The sequence below is a fragment of the Azospirillum sp. UENF 312511 genome (assembly GCF_058780635.1).
Window position 1 is genome coordinate 46289 of sequence record NZ_JBSNCG010000004.1, and the last position, 20853, is coordinate 67141.

Annotated in this window: 16 protein-coding genes; 10 read left to right on the forward strand and 6 right to left on the reverse strand. The window is 71.9% G+C overall.

What is annotated here, in order from left to right:
* Positions 1–2 precede the first annotated feature (2 nt).
* From ACWPN7_RS25975 to ACWPN7_RS25990, 4 genes are all read right to left on the reverse strand, one after another.
* Positions 3–923: an NAD(P)-dependent oxidoreductase gene (locus ACWPN7_RS25975; protein WP_456521964.1), complete on the reverse strand. Its 921-nt coding sequence runs from the start codon at positions 921–923 to the stop codon at positions 3–5.
* Positions 924–1065: 142 nt separating this feature from the next.
* The gene (locus tag ACWPN7_RS25980) at positions 1066–2292 is read right to left on the reverse strand and encodes a LysR family transcriptional regulator (protein ID WP_040137465.1); all 1227 of its coding nucleotides are present in this window, start codon (positions 2290–2292) and stop codon (positions 1066–1068) included.
* Positions 2293–2402: 110 nt separating this feature from the next.
* Positions 2403–3341 (reverse strand): hypothetical protein, encoded by a 939-nt coding sequence (locus ACWPN7_RS25985; protein ID WP_407825049.1) that lies wholly within the window; start codon positions 3339–3341, stop codon positions 2403–2405.
* A gap of 175 nt (positions 3342–3516) precedes the next feature.
* Positions 3517–4050 carry an RNA polymerase factor sigma-70 gene (locus ACWPN7_RS25990; RefSeq protein ID WP_459196373.1) on the reverse strand — a complete coding sequence of 178 codons (534 nt, stop codon included), beginning with the start codon at positions 4048–4050 and terminating at the stop codon, positions 3517–3519.
* A 154-nt stretch (positions 4051–4204) separates the two neighbouring features.
* On the opposite strand from ACWPN7_RS25990, the gene ACWPN7_RS25995 reads away from it, so the two are divergent.
* Positions 4205–6637: a TonB-dependent siderophore receptor gene (locus tag ACWPN7_RS25995; protein ID WP_459196374.1), complete on the forward strand. Its 2433-nt coding sequence runs from the start codon at positions 4205–4207 to the stop codon at positions 6635–6637.
* A 37-nt stretch (positions 6638–6674) separates the two neighbouring features.
* On the opposite strand, the gene ACWPN7_RS26000 is transcribed toward ACWPN7_RS25995, so the two are convergent.
* On the reverse strand, positions 6675–7667 hold the full coding sequence (locus ACWPN7_RS26000) for a FecR family protein (RefSeq protein ID WP_459196375.1): 993 nt from the start codon (positions 7665–7667) through the stop codon (positions 6675–6677).
* 208 nt (positions 7668–7875) lie between these two features.
* On the opposite strand from ACWPN7_RS26000, the gene ACWPN7_RS26005 reads away from it, so the two are divergent.
* The 6 genes from ACWPN7_RS26005 to ACWPN7_RS26030 all read left to right on the forward strand — a co-directional run bounded on the left by ACWPN7_RS26005 (position 7876) and on the right by ACWPN7_RS26030 (position 16762).
* Entirely contained in the window at positions 7876–9528 is a 1653-nt protein-coding gene (locus tag ACWPN7_RS26005) for a cyclic peptide export ABC transporter (protein WP_459196376.1), read from the forward strand.
* Between the two features lie 220 nt (positions 9529–9748).
* Positions 9749–11914, forward strand: a complete 2166-nt coding sequence (locus tag ACWPN7_RS26010) for a TonB-dependent siderophore receptor (RefSeq protein ID WP_459196409.1) — start codon at positions 9749–9751, stop codon at positions 11912–11914.
* Between the two features lie 19 nt (positions 11915–11933).
* The gene (locus tag ACWPN7_RS26015) at positions 11934–12872 is read left to right on the forward strand and encodes an ABC transporter substrate-binding protein (RefSeq protein WP_456524605.1); all 939 of its coding nucleotides are present in this window, start codon (positions 11934–11936) and stop codon (positions 12870–12872) included.
* A complete protein-coding gene (fhuB, locus tag ACWPN7_RS26020) occupies positions 12865–14859 on the forward strand; it encodes a Fe(3+)-hydroxamate ABC transporter permease FhuB (protein WP_459196377.1) in 1995 nt (664 codons plus the stop codon). Before ACWPN7_RS26015 ends, fhuB begins: the two co-directional genes overlap by 8 nt.
* Positions 14859–15977: an SIP domain-containing protein gene (locus ACWPN7_RS26025; protein ID WP_459196378.1), complete on the forward strand. Its 1119-nt coding sequence runs from the start codon at positions 14859–14861 to the stop codon at positions 15975–15977. Before fhuB ends, ACWPN7_RS26025 begins: the two co-directional genes overlap by 1 nt.
* Positions 15974–16762 carry an ATP-binding cassette domain-containing protein gene (locus tag ACWPN7_RS26030; RefSeq protein WP_145683919.1) on the forward strand — a complete coding sequence of 263 codons (789 nt, stop codon included), beginning with the start codon at positions 15974–15976 and terminating at the stop codon, positions 16760–16762. The genes ACWPN7_RS26025 and ACWPN7_RS26030 overlap by 4 nt, the downstream gene beginning before the upstream one ends.
* Before the next feature lie 16 nt (positions 16763–16778).
* Here the strand turns inward: ACWPN7_RS26030 and ACWPN7_RS26035 are convergent, their stop codons facing one another.
* Complete coding sequence (locus ACWPN7_RS26035; protein ID WP_459196379.1) at positions 16779–17387, reverse strand: TetR/AcrR family transcriptional regulator; 609 nt, start codon at positions 17385–17387, stop codon at positions 16779–16781.
* Positions 17388–17512: 125 nt separating this feature from the next.
* On the opposite strand from ACWPN7_RS26035, the gene ACWPN7_RS26040 reads away from it, so the two are divergent.
* The 3 genes from ACWPN7_RS26040 to ACWPN7_RS26050 are packed head-to-tail and all read left to right on the forward strand — an operon-like array spanning position 17513 to position 20850.
* Entirely contained in the window at positions 17513–18268 is a 756-nt protein-coding gene (locus tag ACWPN7_RS26040) for an SDR family oxidoreductase (protein ID WP_014199259.1), read from the forward strand.
* 28 nt (positions 18269–18296) lie between these two features.
* Positions 18297–19535 carry an acetyl-CoA C-acyltransferase gene (locus ACWPN7_RS26045; protein WP_451996945.1) on the forward strand — a complete coding sequence of 413 codons (1239 nt, stop codon included), beginning with the start codon at positions 18297–18299 and terminating at the stop codon, positions 19533–19535.
* Positions 19536–19563: 28 nt separating this feature from the next.
* Positions 19564–20850 carry an MFS transporter gene (locus ACWPN7_RS26050; protein ID WP_040137457.1) on the forward strand — a complete coding sequence of 429 codons (1287 nt, stop codon included), beginning with the start codon at positions 19564–19566 and terminating at the stop codon, positions 20848–20850.
* Positions 20851–20853: the final 3 nt, after the last annotated feature.

Here is a 20853-nt window from a genome sequence, read left to right on the forward strand (position 1 = left end):
TCTCAGCGCCCCACCGGGTCGAGCCGCGTCAGAATGGCGTCGGCGAGCGCCCGGTAATCGCTCTCGCCGATGGCGCGGGCATCCAGCTTGAGGTCGCCGACGCGCTGCTGCCAGTCGACGGCGGCGCGGGCCATGCCGCCGGCCAAACCCAGCTCATCGACGGTGCGCGCGACCTCGCGCATCTCGGCGGCGCGGCGGACGCCGTGGGTCATGACGCGCTCCTGCATGTAGGCGGCGCGCTCCTTGAAGCCGAAACCGGGATAGGTGACGTCCAGGGAGTCCAGCACCACCTCGTCCACCCCGGCCTTGCGCCCGGCCAGAACGCATTCGAGGAACAGCGCCTCCAGCCCCTTCATCATGACGCTGCGGATCATCTTGATCGAGGAGGCGGTGCCGACCGGTCCCGGCACCTCCCGGGCGCTCATCTCCAGGGCCGACAGGGCAGCCAGAGCCTCGGCGGCGTGCGGACCGGCGACCAGCAGCGGCGTCTTGTGGAGTTTCGGATGGACCGGCGCCATCACCGCCAGATCGACGTAGCGCCCGCCCGCCGCCTCGACCGCCTGCGCCGATTCCCGCTTGGTGCCGGGCGCGCAGGAGTTGCCGTCGAAGAACAGCGCGCCGGGCGCGAGATGGGCGGCGGCGTTGCGGGCGGCGGCCTGCGCCTGATCGGCGGTGACCAACGAAAAGACCAGCGCGGCCCCGGCCAAGGCGTCCTCCGCCCGCTCGGCGCCGGTCACACCCGCCGCCACATAGTCCGCCCATTTGCGGGCGCGCACCACCGCGTCGGCGGACCCGGTCTTGACGTCGAAGGCGGCGACCGTGTCGGCCAGCCCGGCGCCCCGCCAGCCGGAGCAGAAGGCCGACGCCGCCTCCCCGAATCCAATGAAGGCCACCTTGGCCGTCCGCCGATCCTGCACCGTCATCGCCGCCTCCGTCCGTGCGCCGGGAGTCCACCTCCCCTCGACTGGGCATGGCTAACACGCCGACACACCCCCGGCGTCATTCAATGACGGACCATCCTATCCAATTTTTGAATAGCGTCTCGATGGTGTTTTGAATGGCCGGTCACGGGCGGGGGACCGGCGAGACGGCCTGCGTCCCGGCCGCGCGCAGCAGGTCGAGGAAATGCGCCTGCGTCGCGGTCGGGCGCCACCCCCGGCGCACGGTGAGGCCGATGGTGCGCTCGGTGTTGGCCAGTTCCACGGGCAGGATGACCAGCAGGCCCAGCTCATGCTCATGCCGGATCTGGTGCGCCGAGATCAGCGTCAGCCGGTCGCTGCCCAGCAGCAGGCCGCGCACCAGAATCTGCGAGCTGGTCTCGACCAGCCCGCGTGGCGGGGCGTCGGCGAACAGCGCCTCGAACCGGTCGCGCGTCGGCGTGCCGCGGCGCGGGACCACCCATTGGCACCCCGCCAACTCCTCCAGCGTCAGCTTGGGCCGGCGGGACAGCGGGTGGAAGGCGCGCGCCACCACGACCAGCGGGTCCTCGAACAAGGGCTCCTGCACGACATCGTCGATGGGCAGCGGGTCGCGCAGCGCGCCGATCAGCACATCGATCTCGCCGTGGCGCAGCCCGTGCAGCAGGTCGTCGTAGGGGCCGTCGAGCACGTCGAACTGGACGTCCGGACGCTCGCGCACCAGCGCGTTGACGGCGGTCGGCAGGATGAAGGGGCGCGACAGCGGCATGCTGCCGACGACGATGCGGGCGGTGTCGCCGCCCAGCCCCTCGCCGACCTCGGCAAAGCCCTGCTCCAGCTCCGTGATCGCCAGCTTGACATGCTGGACCAGCGCCTTGGCGGCGGGGGTCAGCGCGATGCCGGCGGCGGTCCGCGCGAACAACGCCATGCCCGCCAGTCGTTCCAGATCGCGGGCGGCGCGGTGCAGGGTGGGTTGCGAGATGCCGACGGTGCGCGCGGCGAGGCTGAAATTGCCGGCGTCGGCGACCGCGGCCAGCGCGCGGATCTGCGCCGCGGTCAGCAGCTGGTCGAAATCCGCCACACCGCGCAGGCCGCCCTTGCGTCCCCCGATGCGGACGGCCTCGCGCGTGCCGGTGCGCAGGCGGTCCAGCGCGCGCTCCACGCGGTCGAGGAACAGCACGCCCATGGCGGACACCGCCATGCCGTCCGGCCGCCGCTCGAACAGGGGGGTGCCGACCTCCTCCTCCAGCTTGGCGATGGCCTGGGTGATGGCGGGCTGGGACAGATGCACATGCTCCGCCGCCTGACTGATGCTGCCGCGCCGCGCCACCTCGCGGAAGGCCCGCAAATGCCGGATGTTGGGAATGCCGTTCATCGGACCGTCCTGCTCCACAGCACCGCTGCCGGAGCGGCCATAGCAAAACTCAATGGCTCCAGCTTATCGTCGGGGCACCGCTCCGTAAAGAGGCCGGGCCGCGGGGCGTGCTACACCGCCGCCGCGCGCTTGACCGCCTCGATCATCCCCTGAAAGCCCTGGGCCGAACGGTACGGCCCCTGCGGATCGGCCGCCTGGACGAAACAGGCGCGGAGCCGCTCCCAGTCGGGCGTCGGGCACATCTCCTCGAACCAGGGGCCATGGCTCCGCCATGGGGCGAGCGCCGCCGCGACGTCGGCCGGCAGAACGCGCCCGCCGTCGCGTTCCTGCTCCAGGAAGGCCAGGGCCGACCGGCAGCCGCCGATCATGTTCTCGGCGAAGACCCCGAGGCTGTCCGGGTGCAGGCGGGGGCGTCCGTCCGGGTCGATGTGGAGGATGGGAAAGACCGGCGCCAGCCGCGGGAACAGGGTGTTCGCCCACAGGGTGCCGCCCCAGTAGACCTGGGCGATCCGGGCGAAATGGGCCACCTCGACGACGGGTTCGAGTCCGCTCGCCTCCAGGGGCAAAATCTCGACCTTGGGCTTGGTGACGGTCACGGTGTCGTTGGCCGCGTCGACATACAGCGCGCCGATCTGCATGGCGTTCTGGAAGTAGCTGCCGCGCAGCGCCCCCCAGATCGGCGAGAGGTGGCCGCCCTCGCGGACAAAGGCCGCCAGAGCCTGCGTGACCGGCGTGTCCGGTGCGGCGATCCGGCGGCGCAACCGCTCGAAGACGGCGTCGCTGATCTCGCGGCAGAACCCCTTGGGGTAAGGGTTGCGGCGCTTCGGGAAGGTCAGCCGGCCCTCGTCCCGATCCCGGTCGACGCCGTGGCGCAGTTCCAGCATCAGCGCTTCCAGGGCCGCAAGATGGGGGCCGAGCCACCGCTCCGTCAGGGCGCGCATCCCCTCGTCGGGCGGAACCAGGCGGCGGTGGGCCTGCCAGAGCCGCAACTGGCGGTCCAACGGAGTCTCGGCGCCCAGCGGCGGACGGACGGAAGCGGTGTGGCTCACGGGCGGGCGGTCTCCGGGGAAAGCGGCAACCGTCCATTCGGTCCGCAAGGCCAACCCGGGCGGAGCGGCGCGCGGCATCCCCGATCTGGTCCCCGCCCGGTCTGGTCGCGGACAGGTAACGCCGTTGCCGGGCCGCAGGTCAAGCGACCATCGCGGTCCAGCGGCGTCCCGTCGCTCAGGGCGACGGGTCGACCCGCTTCATCGCCTTGCGGCAGTGAACCAGCGCGTCGCGGATCATGACGTTGACCAGCGTCGGCGACACGCCGAGGGTCTCCGCGATGTCCTTCTGGCTGTGGCCGTGGATCCGGTGCATTTCGAAGGCATAGCGGGTGCGCTCCGGCAGATCGGCCAGCGCCGCTTCGAGCGTCTGCAGGAGCTGGCGGTTCACATTCACGCCTTCCGGCGAGGCCGCGTCCGGCGTGCTCACCGCCTGCCCCTCCTCCTCCGCCGCCATCAGACGCAATTCCAGGCCTTTCCGGCGGTAGTGATCGATCGCCAGATTGCGCACGACCATCATCAGGTAACCCGCCTTGGCCCGGATGGAACTGGTCGATTCCGCTCCCAGAAGCTTCAGGAAGGCGTCCTGGACCACGTCCTCGGCGTGGTGGCGGCACCCGGTGATCCGCTCGGCCACCCCGATCAGCGACCGCCGATGCGTCGTGAAGACGTCGGTCAGGGTCTGGTTCTCGGCGGTTCCTACCGGTCGCATGGGACGATCCTTGTGCAAAGCGACGCCGCGGCGGGGCAGCAATCCCCAAGGCTTGACAAGCCGTCGCAAGCTAATGCAACTGACAGTCATTTGCAAATGAGGAAAAGGCAGAAATTCCTGCGGTGATTTCTAGTATTCGTTGCGCGAGTTCTCGATGACCCCGCGCCTCGCAGGCTTTCTGCTCGGCGGGCTGGCGCTCGGCTGGCCGGTGCTCGGCTGTTCTGTGCTCGCCGCGCCGCCCGCCGCCCTATCCGATTCCGTGCAGCCCGCGTCCCAAGACCGGCCACTGGCGATCCCGGCCCTTCCGCTGGGCGAAGCACTGACCCGCCTCGGCCAGCAGAGCGGTTTGCAAATCCTCTACAGCCCGGACCTCGTGTCGGGCCGCCGGTCGCGCGCCCTGGCGGGACGGATGGCCCCGGCGGCGGCCCTCGCCGAGCTGCTGAGCGGGACCGGCCTGGCCTTCGACCTGCGCGACGGTATGGCGACCATCGGCCGGCCGCAGGAAACCGCCGACGTCCTGCCCCCCTTGACGGTGGAGGGCCGACCGCTGCAAAGCGGCCGGGCGGCGAGCCTCGCCAGTCCCGACCAAAGCGTCGGCCGCACCGAAACCCCCGTCGAAGACCTGCCGCAGGGGCTCTCCATCGTCACGCGCGCCGATCTCGACCGGCGCGACGCCCAGGACATCAACGGCGCGCTGGCCTACAGCGCCGGCGTGCGCCCCATCGACTATCCCGGCGGCCAGGGCGCCATCGATGTCTATGTCCGCGGCTTCCGCCAGAGTTCCGAAGCCGTCCTGCTCGATGGGCTGCGCAGCGGCTACAACCCCTATGGGCTGGAGTACGAGCCCTTCGGCGTGGAGCGGGTGGAGGTGCTGAAGGGACCGGCTTCCGCCATCTATGGCGCGATGCCGCCCGGCGGCGCCATCGCCCTGACCAGCAAGCGCCCGACCGATCAACCGCTCCACCAACTCCAACTCCAGGGCGGCAGCCATGACCGGCGGCAGGTCACCGCCGACCTCGGCGACCGCATCGACGCCGGGGGATCGTTGCGCTACCGGCTGACCGCGCTGTCACGGCGCAGCGGCACGCAGGTCGACCACACGCCGGATGACCGCCTCTATGTGGCCCCCGCGCTGTCCTGGTCGGCCGGTGAGGGCACCGAGATCACCCTGCTCGCCAGCCTCCTCGATTTCCGCAAGATGGGGGCGGAGCAGAGCTTCCCGGTGTCGGGCACGGTCCTGGACAACCCCTACGGCCGCCTCGATTCCAGCCTGTTCCTGGGCTATCCGGGGGTGAGCTCCTACCGCTCGCGCACCCTCGCGGCCGGCTATGAGGTCCGCCACGCCCTGACCGATGACTGGACGCTGCGCCACAGCCTGCGCCACAGCCGCAGCCGCGTCGCCTACCGGTGGAGCTGGTCGGACTCCGGCGCGCTGGAGGCGGACCGCTATTACCGGTTCGGGCTGCAGGACCGGCCCAAGACCAGCTCCACCCTGCTGGCCGACGCCAACCTGCAAGGCGCCGTCACCACCGGACCGCTGCGCCACAGCCTGCTGGCCGGCGTCGATCACGCCCGCTACCGGGTGCATGAAACGCGGCGGAACGGCACGGTGGCCGACCCGATCGACGTCTTCGCCCCGGTCTATGGCGGCCCCTACGCCTGGGACGCGGCGCTGCTCAACGACCTGACCGACCGCATCCGCCAGACCGGCCTCTATCTCCAGGACGAGATCGCCGCCGGGGGCTGGCGGCTGACGCTCGGCGGGCGGCTGGACTGGAGCCGCACGGACGTCCGCGGCCTGCTGTCCGACAGCGTGCCGGTGGAGACGATGCAGTTCGACCGCGCCTTCACCAAGCGCATCGGACTCGCCCACCGCTTCGACAACGGCCTGACGCCCTACGCCGGCTATTCGACCTCCTTCCAGCCGACCAGCGGCAGCGACGCGCAAGGCCGTCCCTTCTCGCCGAGCCGCGGCGCGCAGATCGAAACCGGGCTGCGTTACCGGCCCGAGGGCTTCGAGGCGCTGTTCACCGCGTCGCTGTTCCGCGCGGTGCAGCGCAACCTCACCGCCGCCGATCCGAACCATCCCGGTTATCTGACCCAGACCGGGAAAACGCGGTCGCGCGGCATCGAGCTGGAGGCGCGCACGGCGGTCGGCGAGACGACCGATCTGACGGCGGCCTACGCACACACCGACGCGCGGGTCACCCGCGACACCCCCGCCCCCGGCGGCACCGACAAGACCGGGCATCGGGTGGCCTCGGTCCCCCGCCACGCCGCGTCGCTCTGGCTGCGCCAGCGTTTCGAGGACGGACCGGCCGACGGCCTGACCGCCGGCATCGGCGTGCGGTATGTCGGCGCGACGTACAACGCCGCGAACAGCGTGCGCGTCCCCGCCTACACGCTGGTCGATGTCAGCCTGGGCTACGAGCTGGACCGGCTCGGCCCCTCGCTCGACGGGGTCGGGCTGACGCTGACCGCGACCAACCTGTTCGACCGCCGCTATTTCTCGCCGGGCTTCTATGAGGATTCGGTCTTCGTCGGCAACCGGCGGGCGGTGCTGGCGACCCTGTCCTACCGCTGGTGACCGGCCCGCTGGTGACCCGCGCGACCGCCCCCCGGCCTCAGCGGGCGGAGAGGAGCAGCGCGCCGTCCTTCGCAGCGATTGTCACCGGCAGCACCCGCGGCAGCGACGCCACCACGCGGTCGAGGTCGGCGACGTCGTACACGCCGCCGATGCGCATCGCCCCGACCCGGCGGTCGGCCAGCCGCAGCGGCTGCGCCAGGTAGGGGTTCAGCAGCGGGACCGCCTCGGCCAGGGTGATGTCGTCGAACACCAGCTTGCCCTCGCGCCAGGACAGGACCCGCGTCGGATCGACGCGCGCGACGCTGCCGAACCGGCTGTCGCGAGCGAAGCGGCCCTGCTGGCCCGGCGTCAGCCGCAGGGGCTCCTCGCCCACCGCGGCGGCGGCGCTCACGGTCACCGCGCCCTCGGCCAGCGTCACGGCCAGCTCGCCGTCGTTGGCCCAGACGTTGAACCGCGTCCCCGTCACCCGGACCCGATGGGCGGCGGTGAAGACGGTGAAGGGCCGCGCGGCGTCGCCCGCGACCGCGAAATAGGCCTCGCCATGGTCCATCAGCACGCTGCGGCGGTCGCGGAACTGGGCGTAGAACAGGGTGGTGCGGACGTTCAGGTCCACCGTCGAGCCATCGGGCAGATCGACCACGCGGTGCCGGTCGCCGCCGAGGAAGACGTCCACCCTGCCGGGCAGCACACCGAACGACCAGCCCACCGGCCAGCCGACGGCCAGGACCGCCGCGACGCAGGCCGCCAGCGCCCAGCGCCGCTGTTTCGACGCCCGGACACTGGGAGAGCGCACCGTCTCGACGGGCCGTGCCGGAGCGGGGGTCGCGGCCACCCGCGGCCGCAGTCCGGCGGACAGGCCCCACAGCTCCCGCATCGCGTCGAATTCCGCCAGATGGCGCGGGTCGTCCCGGCACCAGCGCTCGAAGGCGGCCCGGTCGGCGTCGCTCACCTCCTCCGCTTGCAGGCGCAGGCACCAGTCCGCCGCCTCTTCGGTCACGCGGTCGTCGTCGGAAGGATGGGACGGAGGCATACAGGCGCGCTCGGCTCCGGAAATCGTGTGCCAGCTATAGGGCAGACCGGGACCACACCGCAAGACGGGGCGGATCGCCGCGACCGCTCCGCCGGGGCCGCTTCAGTTTTGCCCCGCTCGTTCGTCCTAGTCGTCAGGGCCGTGCGCGTCCGCCTTCCCGGCGGAGTCGTCGCGCGGCCGTCTGTCGCCCCGTCCCCCAGGAACCCCGATGCCGACGTCCCCCCGTTCCAGCCTTTCCGCTCTGCTCCACCTCCTGCGCCCCTTCTGGCCGCTGCTGACCGCCGCCACCCTGCTGGGGGTGCTGGGCGGGCTCAGCGTGACCGGGCTTCTGGCCGCCATCAACCGCATCCTGCACGCCGGCGACAGCCCCGGCGCCGGACTCCTGCTCGCCTTCGCCGGGCTGTGCGCGCTGGCGCTGGCCGGCTCGGTCCTGTCCGACATCGGCACCAACCGGATCGGGCAGCGGGTCATCGCCCGGCTGCGCAAGGATCTGGGCGACCGCATCCTGACAGCACCAATCGACCAGTTGGAGCGCTACCGCAGCCACCGCCTGATCCCGGTGCTGACCCACGACGTGGACACCATCAGCGACTTCGCCTTCGTCTTCGCGCCGCTGGCGGTGTCGCTCAGCGTCACGCTGGGCAGCCTCGTCTATCTGGCGCTGCTGTCCTGGCCGATGTTCCTGGCGACGGCGGCGGCCATCCTGATCGGCAGCGCCGTGCAGTACATCGCGCGCGGCCGTGGCATCGACGGCTTCCAGGAGGCGCGCGCCCACGAGGACGAATTGCAGAAACACTACCGCTCGCTGGCGGAAGGGGCGAAGGAGCTGCGCATCAACCGGCCGCGCCGGCTGCGCCTGCAAAGCGAGGCGCTGCGCGGGACCATCGACCGCATCTGCGAGGTCCAGATCCGCTCGATCACCCTCTTCGTCGTCGCCAAGGGGTTCGGCTCCACCCTGTTCTTCATCGTCATCGGGGTGGCGCTCGGCGTCGAGGCGCTGTGGCCCAGCACCGACCGCGGGACGCTCAGCGGCTTCATCCTGGTCCTGCTCTACATGAAGGGGCCGCTGGAGCATCTGATCGGCACCCTGCCCATCGTCAGCCGCGCCCAGGTCGCCTTCCGCCGCATCGCCGAGCTGTCGGCGGCCTTCGCCTCACCGGAGCCTCACTTGCTGATGAAGGACGGTGCCCCGCCGCCCAAAACCATCGACTCGCTGGAGCTGCGCGACACCCGCTACGCCTACCCACCGGCCGGGCCGGACGTGGAGCCCTTCGTGCTCGGCCCCGTGTCGCTGCGCGTCGGGCGCGGCGAGATCCTGTTCATCGTCGGCGAGAACGGCTGCGGCAAGACCACGCTGATCAAGATGCTGCTCGGCCTCTACGCCCCGCAGGACGGGGACATCCTGTTGAACGGCACCCCGGTCACGCCGGAAACGCGCGACGACTACCGCCAGCTCTTCACCACCATCTTCGCCGACTATTTCCTGTTCGACGACCTGATCCAGGCGGGCGGAAACGTGCCGGAGGAAGCCCAGGCCTATCTGGAGCGGCTGGAGATCGCCCACAAGGTCAGTCTGGTCGACGGGGTGTTCAGCACGACCGACCTGTCCACCGGACAGCGCAAGCGGCTGGCCCTGCTCCAGGCCTGGACGGAGGGGCGGCCGGTGCTGGTGTTCGATGAATGGGCCGCCGACCAGGACCCGGCCTTCCGCCGGATCTTCTACACCGAGCTGCTGCCCAGTCTGAAGGCGATGGGCAAGACGATCATCGTCATCTCCCACGACGACCGCTATTTCGACGTGGCCGACCATCTGCTCCGGCTGACCGCCGGAATGGTCGCCCAGGAGGAATTCACCCGCTAAAAATTTCACGGCGATGAAAGAATCCCCTTAAGTTCCGCCTACCCCCTTCGTCTTAGAGCCAGGAGACGGGTTTCGCAGGACGCGGAACCCGCCGGATCGAGCGTCATTCGGGGGTTTGGAGATGGAGATTGGGGTTGGTGCGGCCGCAGCGGCCGTCCGTCCGGCGACGGGCACGCGCGGGCGTCTGAAAGCTGTCCTGCTGGCGACGACATTGGCGGGAATGACGGCGTTGGCGCATCAGACAACCGCCCTGGCGCAGCAGCAGCCGGCCAGCGGATCGGTCGGCAGCGGATCGGTCAACAGCGGATCGGCCGGCAACGCCACGGTTCTCGCCCCGCTCACCGTCCAGGGCGTCGTCGGCGGCACCGACGGCTATGTCGCGACGCGCAGCGCCGTCGGCACCAAGGTGGACACGCCGCTCGTCGAGATTCCGCAGACCATCTCCGTCGTCACCCGCGAGGAGATGGACCAGCGCGCCGTTCAGGATTTCGGCGGTGCGGTGGCCTACTCGCCCGGCATCGTCGTGGTCGATTATCCGGGCGGCCCCGGCGCCCCGGACTTCTCGATGCGCGGCTTCCGCGACTTCAGCCTGTTCGGCATCTACCGCGACGGGCTGCGGGCCGGTTTCAACAACTACGACACCAATTTCGAGCCCTACGGGCTGGAGCGCGTCGACATCGTGAAGGGCCCCTCGTCGGTCCTGTTCGGCCAGACCGCGCCCGGCGGCGTCGTGAACCTGACCAGCAAGCGGCCGACCGCCGCGCCGCTGCACGAAATCCAGCTTCAGACCGGCAGCTACAAGCGCCGTCAGGCTGCCTTCGATCTCGGCGGGCCGGTCGATGGCGAGGGCAAGGTGCTCTACCGCCTGACCGGGCTCGGCCGCCTGTCCGACACCCAGGTGGACCACGCGCCGGACGACCGCCTCTACATCGCGCCGGCGGTGACCTTCAAGCCGACCGACAGGACCAAGCTGACCCTGCTCGCCAGCTACCAGTCGCTGAAGATGAGCGGGTCGGAGCAGAGCATCCCGCGCAGCGCGCTCGACCTGATCGGCACCGACCTCTATTTCGGCGTTCCGGGCGTGTCCGACTGGCGGGTGAAGAACACGTCGATCGGCTACGAGGTCGAGCATGAGCTGAGCCCGAGCTGGACGATCCACCAGAACGCCCGCTACATGCATTCGCGGGTGAGCTTCCAGTCCTCCTTCAGCACCGAATGGCCGGTCGAGCTGGTGGACGGCCGCTATTACCCGGTTGGCCTGCAGGACCGTCCGAAGAACACCGACACCTACCTGATCGACAGCAACATCCAGGGCAGGCTGACCACCGGCCCCGTCTCGCACACCATCCTGGCCGGCGTCGATTACGGCTACTACTCCGGCAAGGAGACGCGGCGGAACACGCTGAATTCGCTGGTCGTCGACATCTTCAACCCGACCTATCCGGGGACGGAGTTCATCTACGCCGACCCCTGGGTGAACGGGAAGAGCAAGCTGTCCCAGATCGGCGCCTACCTCCAGGACCAGCTGCGCTACGACAACTGGGTCCTGACGCTCAGCGGCCGTCAGGACTGGGTGGTCGGCAAGGAGGTCGACTACCTCTCCAACGGCTTCCAGACCACGCGCGACCACGACTTCACCGGGCGCGCCGGCCTCGGCTACGTCTTCGACAACGGCATCGCGCCCTACGCCAGCTACGCGACCTCGTTCCAGCCGAGCACCGGCACGCTGGCGCCGGAACGTGGCGGCGGCACCTTCAAGCCGACCACCGGCACGCAGTACGAGGTCGGCGTGAAGTACCAGCCGACCGGCTGGAGCAGCTTCATCTCCGCCTCGCTCTACCACATCACCCAGCAGAACGTGTCGACCAACGACCCGCTCTACAGCGGCTACGCCGTGCAGGAGGGCGAGATCCGCAGCCGCGGCGTCGAGCTGGAGGGCAAGATGGCGCTGACGGAGGCGTTCAGCCTGATCGCCTCCTACGCCTTCATCGACGCCGAGATCACCAAGGACAACCCGGCCGTCGGGTCCTCCACCAGCTCGGTCGGGCTGCGGCCGAAGGGAATTCCGCGCCACATGGCCTCGGCCTGGGGCGACTACACCTTCAAGGCGGGACCGCTCGACGGGCTCGGCCTCGGGGCGGGGGTGCGCTATGTCGGCTCGTCCAAGAACATCGCCAACACCGCGTCCATCCCCGAGCACGCGCTGATCGACGCCGCCATCCGCTACGACCTGGGCGCCCTGCGTCCGGAGCTGGCGGGGGCCAGCGCCGCGCTCAACGTCAGCAACCTGACCGACAAAAAGTACTATTCGCCGGGCTTCTACGACAACACGGTGCTGTACGGCAACCGCCGCCAAGTCCTGGCGACGCTGAAGTACAGCTGGTAAGGCCGGCCCCTTGTCCCCGATGCCCGGCATCAACGGCACCGTCGGCCGGCGCCGCGTCCTCCGCACCGCCGCCCTGCTCCCTGCCGTCCTGCTCTCTGCCGGCCTGATGGCCGGCGGCGCGCGGGCGGCGGAGCGAAGGACGGACGGCGGACTCTGCGCGCTCGACTGGACGAGCGCGCAGGCCCTGCTGGCGCTGGGCATCGTTCCCCGCGGCCTTCCGGAGCTTGACCGCTACCGCCGGGCGGTGGTCGAACCGGCGGTGCCGGACGGCGTTCCGGACATCGGCGCGCGGGCGGAGCCGAACCTGGAGCTGCTCGACCGACTGGCCCCGGCGCGTTTCGTCAGCGACGGCGCGCTGTCGGCGGTGCAGGGCCGGCTGGAACGGATCGCCCCGGTCACCGTCCATCCGCCCTTCGACACCCGGTCCGACGGAGACGGGCAGCCCGGTGGACAACTCGCCTTCGCCGTCGCGTCGCTGCGCGGGCTGGCCGCCGGCCTCGGCGTGCCGGAGGCGGCGGAGCGGGCGGTCGCCCGGCTCGACCGCACTCTGGCGGCGGCGCGCGACCGGCTCTCCGGATGGGAGCCGCGCCCGCTCTACATCCTCAGCGTCCTCGACGGGCGGCGCGTCCTCATCCACGGGCGCAACAGCCTCTATCACGACGTCCTCGACCGGCTGGGCATCGCGAACGCCTGGACCGGCCCCAGCGGCCCCTACGGCCACGCCACGGTGACCATGGACCGTCTGGCCGGGCGCCCCGACGCCGGGCTGGTCAACATCGGCAGCGAGGGCGGGCGGGCGCTGGAGACGCTGGCCGCCCTGCCGCTGTTCGCCGGCCTGCCCTTCCTGCGCGAAGGCCGGGTCACCATCCTGCCGCCCATCCTGTTCTACGGCGGCGTCCCGGCGGCGGAGCGTTTCGCCCGCCTTCTCGGCGAAGGGCTGGCGCCGCATCATGGCTGACACCGCGATGGCACCCCCGTCCCGCCGCTTCGGTCCCGCCTGGCCGGTCATCGGCCTGTTCCTGCTGGCCGGGCTGGTGTCCGCCCTCGTCCTTGAGCGGCAGTTGCCGGCCGGGCTGTGGTGGCGGGCGCTCGTCGCTCCCGACCCGGGACGGCTCGACCAGCTCGCCGCCCATTACGTCCTGTTCCCGCGCTTCGCGGTCGCCTTGCTGGTCGGGGCGGCGCTGGGGCTCGCCGGGGCCATCCTCCAGCAGGTCCTGCGCAACCCGCTGGCCGAGCCCGCCACGCTGGGCATCTCCGCCGGCGCCCACCTGTCGCTCGCCGTCGCCACGCTGTGGCTGCCCGACGCGCTGGCGCTGGGGCGGGAATGGGTGGCGCTGGCCGGCGCCGGGCTGTCGGCGGCGGCGCTGCTGGCGCTGTCCTGGCGCAAGGGGCTGTCGCCGGTCACCGTCGTTCTGGCCGGCCTCGTCCTCAGCCTCTACGCCGGGTCGGTCAGCGGCGTGATGGTGCTGTTCAACCACGACCTGCTGATCGGCCTGTTCCTGTGGGGCGCCGGCTTTCTCGACCAGCAGGATTGGAGCACGGCCGCCTTCCTGGCGCCGCGGCTGGCGGTGCTGGCGCTCGCCGCCGCGCTGGTCCTGCGCCCGCTGGTCCTGCTCGGCCTCGGCGAGGGCGGGGCGCGCAGCCTGGGCCTGTCGGTGGCGGGCGCCCGGCTGGCCGGTCTGGTGATCGCGGTGATGCTGGCGGCGTTGAGCGTCGCCGCCGTCGGCGTGGTCAGCTTCGTCGGGCTGGCCGCCCCGACCATCGTCGGCATGGCCGGCGCCCGCCGGCTGGGTCCGCGCCTGCTCTGGGCGACGCTGTGCGGCGCCGCCCTGCTGTGGGCGACCGACGCCCTGGTGCTGCTGGCCCCGGTCACCTACCGCGAGCTGCCGACCGGCGCCGTCACCGCGGTGCTGGGGGTGCCGATGCTGCTGTGGCTGCTGCCCCGCCTGCGCACGGCGGCACCGCCGGTCACGGCCGCCACAGCACCGCCGCCGCGGGCGCACCGCCCGGCGTTGCTGCTCGCCGCCGGTGCCCTGCTGCTGCCGCTGGCCCTGTGGGCGGCGGTCGCCGCCGGCCGCGGTCCGGACGGCTGGGAGTGGAGTGCCGGCAGCGCCCTTGCCGCGGTGGAGCCCTGGCGCCTGCCGCGGGCGCTGGCGGCGCTGGCCGGCGGGGTGATGCTGGCGGTGGCCGGCGCCACGCTGCAGCGGATGACCGGCAACCCACTGGCGGCGCCGGAAATCCTCGGCGTGTCCTCCGGCGCGATCCTCGGCGTGATCGTTCTGATGTTCTCCACCGAAATCCCCGGCCGCGGCGCCCAGATCCTGGCCGGCGGGGCGGGAGCGGCGGCGGTGCTGGCGGCGATGCTGGCGCTCGGCCGCAAGGACGGCTTCTCGCCTGACCGGCTGCTGCTGGCCGGGATCGCCACCAGCTCCATCTCCGGGGTCGTCGTCGCCGTCCTGATGGCCGGGCACGACCCGCGCCTGCAGACGCTCGTCACCTGGCTGTCCGGTTCGACCTACATGGTCGGCCCGACCGACGCGCTGGCGGCGGCGCTGCTGGCTCTGCTCGCCATCGCCGCCATCCCCTTCGTGGCGCGCTGGCTCGACCTGCTGCCGCTCGGCGGCGGGATGGCGGCGGCGCTGGGCGTCAGCCCACCGCTCAGCCGCGCCGTCCTGTTCAGCCTGTCGGCGCTGCTGACCGCCGCAGCGACGCTGATCGTCGGGCCGCTGAGCTTCGTCGGGCTGATGGGGCCGCACCTCGCCCGCATGCTCGGCCTGCAGCGGGCGGCGGCCCATCTCGCCGGCTCCGCCCTGCTCGGCGGTCTGGTCATGCTGGCCGCCGACTGGCTTGGACGCGGCGTGATCTTCCCCTATCAAGTGCCGGCCGGGCTGCTCGCGTCCGTGATCGGCGGCCCCTTCCTCCTCTGGCTTCTGGGACGGCGCTGATGCCCCGCTTCTCCTGCGACACCGCGATTTCCCAAGACCTCCTTCCCGACACGCCCGCCGCCGCCGCGGACTGGCTGGTCGCCGCCTCCGAGCCCTACGGCCTGACCTTCACCCGCGACGGCGACCGCCGGACGACGGACGGACCGTTCGGCCGCCTGACGCTGACCGTGGGCACGGACGCCCTGCGTCTGCGGGCGGAATCGGACGACCGCGGCCTCCTGGAGCGGTTCCGCGGCTCCGTCACCGAGCAGTTGCTCGGCCTGCTCGGGGAGGGTGCGGCGATCGTCTGGACCGGCGATGTCGAGACCGGGGCGCTGTTCGCCGATTTCCGCGAGATCCGCGTCACCGCCGTCCGCGACCTGACTCCGCGCCTGCGCCGCATCACCTTCCGCGGCCGCGACCTCGGCCGCTTCGCGACGTCGGACAACCTGCATGTCCGCCTCTACCTGCCGCCGCCGGGGCTGGAGGCGCCGTCCTGGCCGCGCCCCGGCCCCGACGGGCGGCCGGTCCTGCCCGAGCCCGAGCGCCGGCCGGCGGTCCGCTACTACACCCTGCGGCGCGTCGATGCCGACGCCGGTGAGTTGGACATCGACGTCGTCCTTCACGAGGACGGCGGCCATGATGACGGCCATTCCGGCGAGGCGCCCGGCGCCGACTTCGCCCGGCGGGCGCGGCCCGGCAACCTCTGCGGCATGTCCGGCCCCTACGGGCTCGGCATCCGTCCGGCCTCCTGGTACCTGCTGGCCGGCGACGAGACCGCCCTCCCCGCCATCGCCCGCATCCTGGAGGAGCTACCCGGCGACGCCCGCGGCACCGCCCTGATCGAGGTGGAGGACGCGGCGGACGAGCTGCCGTTGCAGGCCCCCACGGGAATCGCTGTCCGCTGGCTGCACCGCCGCAACGCCGATACGGCCAGCCCGCTGGTCGAGGCGGTGTGCGCCCTGACACTCCCGGCGGACAGCGCCACCCTGTTCGCCTGGGTCGCCTGCGAGTTCGACGATCTCGCCCGGCTGCGCGAGCATTTGCGCAGCTGCGGCATCGATCGCGACCGCATGCTCGCCGTCGCCTACTGGCGGCGCACCCCGCCGGGGGCGTCTGCCAACGGAACCTCCGCATGACGCCCGCCATGGAGCCGATGTTCCGCCTCGACGGGGTGCGCTTCGCCTTGCCGGGGCGTCTGCTGCTCGACCTGCCGTCCTGCGACCTGTTCCCCCACCGGGTGACCGCGCTGATCGGCCACAACGGCTCCGGCAAATCGACCCTGCTGAAGATCCTCGCCCGCCAGCAACCGCCGAGCGGCGGGCGGGTGCTGTTCGACGGCCGGCCCCTGGACCGCTGGAAACAGCGCGCGCTCGCCCGCCGCATCGGCTACCTGCCGCAGCACATGCCCGCGGCGTCCGGGCTGCTGGTGCGCGAGCTGGTGGCGCTCGGCCGCTATCCCTGGCACGGCGCGCTCGGCGCCTTCCGCGCGGAGGACGCCCGCAAGGTGGAGGAAGCGCTGGCGCTGACCGACACCGCGCCCTTCGCCGACCGGCTGGTCGACAGCCTGTCGGGCGGCGAGCGGCAGCGGGTGTGGCTGGCCATGCTAATCGCCCAGGACGCCGGCTGCCTGCTGCTCGACGAGCCGATCTCGGCGCTCGACGTCGCCCATCAGGTGGAGGTGCTGGCCCTGGTCCGCCGCCTGTCGCGCGAGCGCGGCATCGGGGTGGTCGCGGTGCTGCACGACGTGAACATGGCGGCGCGCTTCTGCGACGACATCGTCGCTCTGCAGGGCGGGCGGCTGATCGACCGCGGACCCCCGGCCGAGATCATGACGCCAGCCCGGCTGGACGCCATCTACGGGGTGCCGATGGCGGTGATCCCCCACCCGGACAGCGGCGAGCCGGTCGCGCTGGTGCGCTGAGCACCGGCGGGCGCGCTCACGCCCCGCCATCTCCCACGCCGTCTCCCAAGATGCCGAGCTGACGGCGCAGCGCCGCCAGAATCTCCGCCGACCGTTCGGGATCGGTCGGCGCGGTGGCGCGGGCCAGCGCCATGCCGCCGACCAGGGCCGACACGATGGCGATGGCGCGGTCGCGGCGGCCGGCGTCACCCTCCCCGCCCCGCTCCGGCAAGCGCTCCTCCACCGCCGCGAAGAAGCGCTCGACACCAGCGCCGAAGCGCTCCTGCACCGCCGGGTCCTGCCGCGCCACCTCCCCGGCGAAGGCGGCCATCGGGCAGCCGGCGTCCGGCCGGTCGCGGTGCCGGTCGCTCAGATAGCGCGTCAGGAAGGCGTCGAGCGCCCCCTCCGGCGACGCCTCGTCGGCGGGCAGCCGGCCGAGGCTTTCCGCGAAGGCGGCCTCGCACGCCTCGGCGGCCAGCGCGTCCTTCGAGGCGAAATGGCCGTAGAAACCGCCATGGGTCAGCCCGGCGGCCTTGGTGATCTCCGCCACCCCGACCTTGTCGAATCCACGCTCGCGGAACAGGCGTCCCGCCGCCTTGACGATGGCGGCCCGGTTCTCCGCCGCCTTTTCCTTGGAAACCTTCACGTCGTCACCCTGTGCATGGCTGCCACGCCCCCATCGTGGGGGGCGCCGCGATATTCATGATGGACGTCATGAATAAGTCCATTCATGATGATCATCATCATAACCCAGCGAACGTGGAGAGGACAATGACGGATATGAGCGGCGGCGTGGCCCTGGTCACCGGCGGCACCTCGGGCATCGGGCGGGCGACCGCGCTGGCCTTCGCCAAGGCGGGCGCCACCGCCATCGTCACCGGGCGGCGCGAGGCGGAGGGGCTGGAGACGGTGGACCTCGTCCGGCAGGCCGGCGGGCGCGCCGTCTTCGTCCAGGCCGACGTCGCCGACGCCGAGGAGGTCGCCGCCCTGTTCGCCCGGATCGAGCGGGACCACGGCCGGCTCGACTACGCCTTCAACAACGCCGGCATCCATTTCGGCCGCTCGGTGGCCGACACGACGGAGGCCGACTTCGACCGCATGGTCGCCGTCAACATCAAGGGCGTCTGGCTGTGCCTGAAGCACGAGCTGCCGATCATGCTGCGGCAGGGCAAAGGCGCCATCGTGTCCACCGGGTCGGTGCTGGGCCAGATCGGGCTGGCCGGCAACAGCGTCTATTCCGCGAGCAAGGCGGCGGTCGAGGGCATGACCCGCAGCGTCGCCATCGAGGTCGCCAAGTCCGGCGTGCGCGTCAACGCCGTCTGCCCGGCGATCATCCAGACGCCGATGAGCGCCGGGTCCTTCGGCGGGGAGGAGGCGGTCAACGCGGCGCTCGGCCCGCTGCACCCGGTCGGGCGCGTCGGCCAGCCGCGCGAGGTCGCCGACACCGTGGTCTGGCTGTGCTCCGACGCCGCGTCCTTCATCACCGGCCAGTCGATCAACGTCGACGGCGGCCTGACGGTGCAGTGATCCCCACCCCATCCAGGAGTTCGCGATCATGGATACCCTCGACCCCGCCGCCGACCCCGCCGCCGACCCCGCCGCCGACCCCGCCTTCGACCCCGTCGTCATCGTGTCCGCCGCACGCACGCCGCTCGGCCGTTTCCAGGGTGAGCTGTCGGCCCTGCCCGCCCACGCGCTGGGCGCCCACGCCGTCCGTGCCGCCCTGAGCCGCGCCGGGCTGGCGCCGGAGCGCGTGGACGAAGTCCTGCTCGGCTGCGTGCTCCCCGCCGGCCAGGGGCAGGCGCCGGCCCGGCAGGCGGCGCGCGGCGCCGGTCTGCCCGACGCCACCGGCGCCACCACCGTCAACAAGGTCTGCGGCTCCGGCATGAAGGCGACGATGCTCGCCCACGACCTGATCCGCGCCGGCTCCGCCGACCTCGTGGTCGCGGGCGGCATGGAGTCGATGTCCAACGCGCCCTATCTGCTGGCCAAGGCGCGCGGCGGCTACCGCATCGGGCACGACCGCATCCTCGACCATCTGATGCTCGACGGGCTGGAGGACGCCTATGAAGGCGGGCGCCCGATGGGCGATTTCGGCGAGGCGACCGCCGACCTCTACGGCTTCACCCGCGCCGAGCAGGACGCCTACGCCGTCGAGACGCTGACCCGTGCCCGCGCCGCCATCGCGAGCGGCGCCTTCGCCGCCGAGATCGCGCCTGTCACCCTCGCCGTCAAAGGTGGCGAGCGAACCGTCACCGACGACGAGAACCCGCTGAAGGTCGCGCCGGAGAAGATCCCCGCCCTGAAGCCGGCCTTCCGCCGCGACGGCACGATCACCGCGGCCAGCTCCTCGGCCAACGCCGACGGGGCGGCGGCGCTGCTGCTCACCCGCCGCTCGCTGGCCGAGCGCGAGGGGCTGCCTGTGCTGGCGACCATCCTCGGCCACGCCACCCACAGCCAGGACCCGGCCTGGTTCACCACGGCGCCGATTCCGGCGATCCGCAAGCTGCTCGACCGCGTCGGCTGGGGTGTCGGCGACGTCGACCTGTTCGAGATCAACGAGGCCTTCGCGGTCGTCGCCATGGCGGCGCAGCGCGATCTGGGCATTCCGCGCGACGCGCTGAACGTCAACGGCGGAGCCTGCGCGCTCGGCCATCCCATCGGCGCCACCGGCGCGCGGCTGATCGTGACGCTGCTGCACGCGCTGGCCGCGCGGGGGCTGCGCCGCGGCGTCGCCTCCCTGTGCATCGGTGGCGGCGAGGCCACGGCCATCGCGGTCGAACGGCCTGCCTGACCCTTTCCGCCACACCGGAACCGCATCCATGCTGTCCTCCCCCGTCGCCGCCGCGCTGGCGCGGCGCAACGTCCATTACGGCTGGGCCGTCGTCGGCGTCACCTTCCTGACCATGCTGGTGTCGGCCGGCGCGGTCGGCGCCCCCGGCGTCCTCCTGCTGCCCCTGCAGCGCGAGTTCGGCTGGTCCACCGCCGACATCTCGGTGGCACTGGCCATCCGCCTGCTGCTGTTCGGCCTGATGGGGCCGTTCGCCGCCGCGCTCATCAACCGCTACGGCGTCAAGCGGATGGTGCTGTCCTCGCTGACTCTGGTCAGCGGCGGGCTGCTGCTGTCGCTCGCCATGCGCGAGGTCTGGCAGCTGATCCTGCTCTGGGGCTTCGTCGTCGGCTTCGGCACCGGCCTGACCGCCATGGTGCTGGGCGCCACCGTGGCGACGCGCTGGTTCAGCCGGCGGCGCGGGCTGGTCGTCGGCCTGCTGACCGCCAGCTCGGCCACCGGGCAGCTCGTCTTCATGCCGCTGCTGTCGATGCTGACCGAGCAGATGGGCTGGCGCGTCGCGCTGGCTCTGCTGTGCGGGCTGCTGTGGGTGGCGGCGCTGGCCGTGCTCGCCCTGATGCGCGACCGACCGTCCGACCTCGGGCTGGCCGCCTATGGCGAGGAGGGTGCGGCGACCGCCCCGCCGCCGCCCGCCGGATCGGTGGTGGCCGCCGCGCTGGGCGCCCTGCGCGACGCGTCGAGGACGCGGGTCTTCTGGGTGCTGTTCGCCACCTTCTTCGTCTGCGGGGCGAGCACCAACGGGCTGATCCAGACCCACCTGATCCCGCTCTGCGTCGATTTCGGCGTGCCGGAGGTGCGGGCCGCCGGCCTGCTGGCGCTGATGGGCATCTTCGACTTCGTCGGCACGGTCGCCTCGGGCTGGCTGTCCGACCGCTACGACAACCGCTGGCTCCTGTTCTGGTATTACGGCCTGCGCGGGCTGTCGCTGCTGTTCCTGCCCTATTCCGATTTCACGCTCTATGGCCTGTCGCTGTTCGCGGTGTTCTACGGGTTGGACTGGATCGCCACCGTGCCGCCGACCGTCCGGCTGACGGCGGAACGCTTCGGGCGGGAGCGCGCCAACCTCGTCTTCGGCTGGGTCTTCGCCGGGCACCAGATCGGTGCGGCCTGCGCCGCCTTCGGGGCCGGCTACGCCCGCAGCACGCTGGACAGCTACCTGCCGGCCTTCTTCATCGCCGGGCTGCTCTGCCTGGGGGCCGCGCTGCTCGTCCCGACGCTGGGCCGCGCCCCGGCCGCCAAGCCGGCGCCGGCCACCTGAGGG

What these genes read in the sequence shown, in the direction of transcription:
- ACWPN7_RS25975 (WP_456521964.1), bottom strand. Translation starts at nt 923, where the DNA reads ATGACGGTGCAGGATCGGCGGACGGCCAAGGTGGCCTTCATTGGATTC.
- ACWPN7_RS25980 (WP_040137465.1), bottom strand. Translation starts at nt 2,292, where the DNA reads ATGAACGGCATTCCCAACATCCGGCATTTGCGGGCCTTCCGCGAGGTG.
- ACWPN7_RS25990 (WP_459196373.1), bottom strand. Translation starts at nt 4,050, where the DNA reads ATGCGACCGGTAGGAACCGCCGAGAACCAGACCCTGACCGACGTCTTC.
- ACWPN7_RS25995 (WP_459196374.1), top strand. Translation starts at nt 4,205, where the DNA reads ATGACCCCGCGCCTCGCAGGCTTTCTGCTCGGCGGGCTGGCGCTCGGC.
- ACWPN7_RS26000 (WP_459196375.1), bottom strand. Translation starts at nt 7,667, where the DNA reads ATGCCTCCGTCCCATCCTTCCGACGACGACCGCGTGACCGAAGAGGCG.
- ACWPN7_RS26005 (WP_459196376.1), top strand. Translation starts at nt 7,876, where the DNA reads ATGCCGACGTCCCCCCGTTCCAGCCTTTCCGCTCTGCTCCACCTCCTG.
- ACWPN7_RS26010 (WP_459196409.1), top strand. Translation starts at nt 9,749, where the DNA reads ATGACGGCGTTGGCGCATCAGACAACCGCCCTGGCGCAGCAGCAGCCG.
- ACWPN7_RS26015 (WP_456524605.1), top strand. Translation starts at nt 11,934, where the DNA reads ATGCCCGGCATCAACGGCACCGTCGGCCGGCGCCGCGTCCTCCGCACC.
- fhuB (WP_459196377.1), top strand. Translation starts at nt 12,865, where the DNA reads ATGGCTGACACCGCGATGGCACCCCCGTCCCGCCGCTTCGGTCCCGCC.
- ACWPN7_RS26025 (WP_459196378.1), top strand. Translation starts at nt 14,859, where the DNA reads ATGCCCCGCTTCTCCTGCGACACCGCGATTTCCCAAGACCTCCTTCCC.
- ACWPN7_RS26030 (WP_145683919.1), top strand. Translation starts at nt 15,974, where the DNA reads ATGACGCCCGCCATGGAGCCGATGTTCCGCCTCGACGGGGTGCGCTTC.
- ACWPN7_RS26040 (WP_014199259.1), top strand. Translation starts at nt 17,513, where the DNA reads ATGACGGATATGAGCGGCGGCGTGGCCCTGGTCACCGGCGGCACCTCG.
- ACWPN7_RS26045 (WP_451996945.1), top strand. Translation starts at nt 18,297, where the DNA reads ATGGATACCCTCGACCCCGCCGCCGACCCCGCCGCCGACCCCGCCGCC.
- ACWPN7_RS26050 (WP_040137457.1), top strand. Translation starts at nt 19,564, where the DNA reads ATGCTGTCCTCCCCCGTCGCCGCCGCGCTGGCGCGGCGCAACGTCCAT.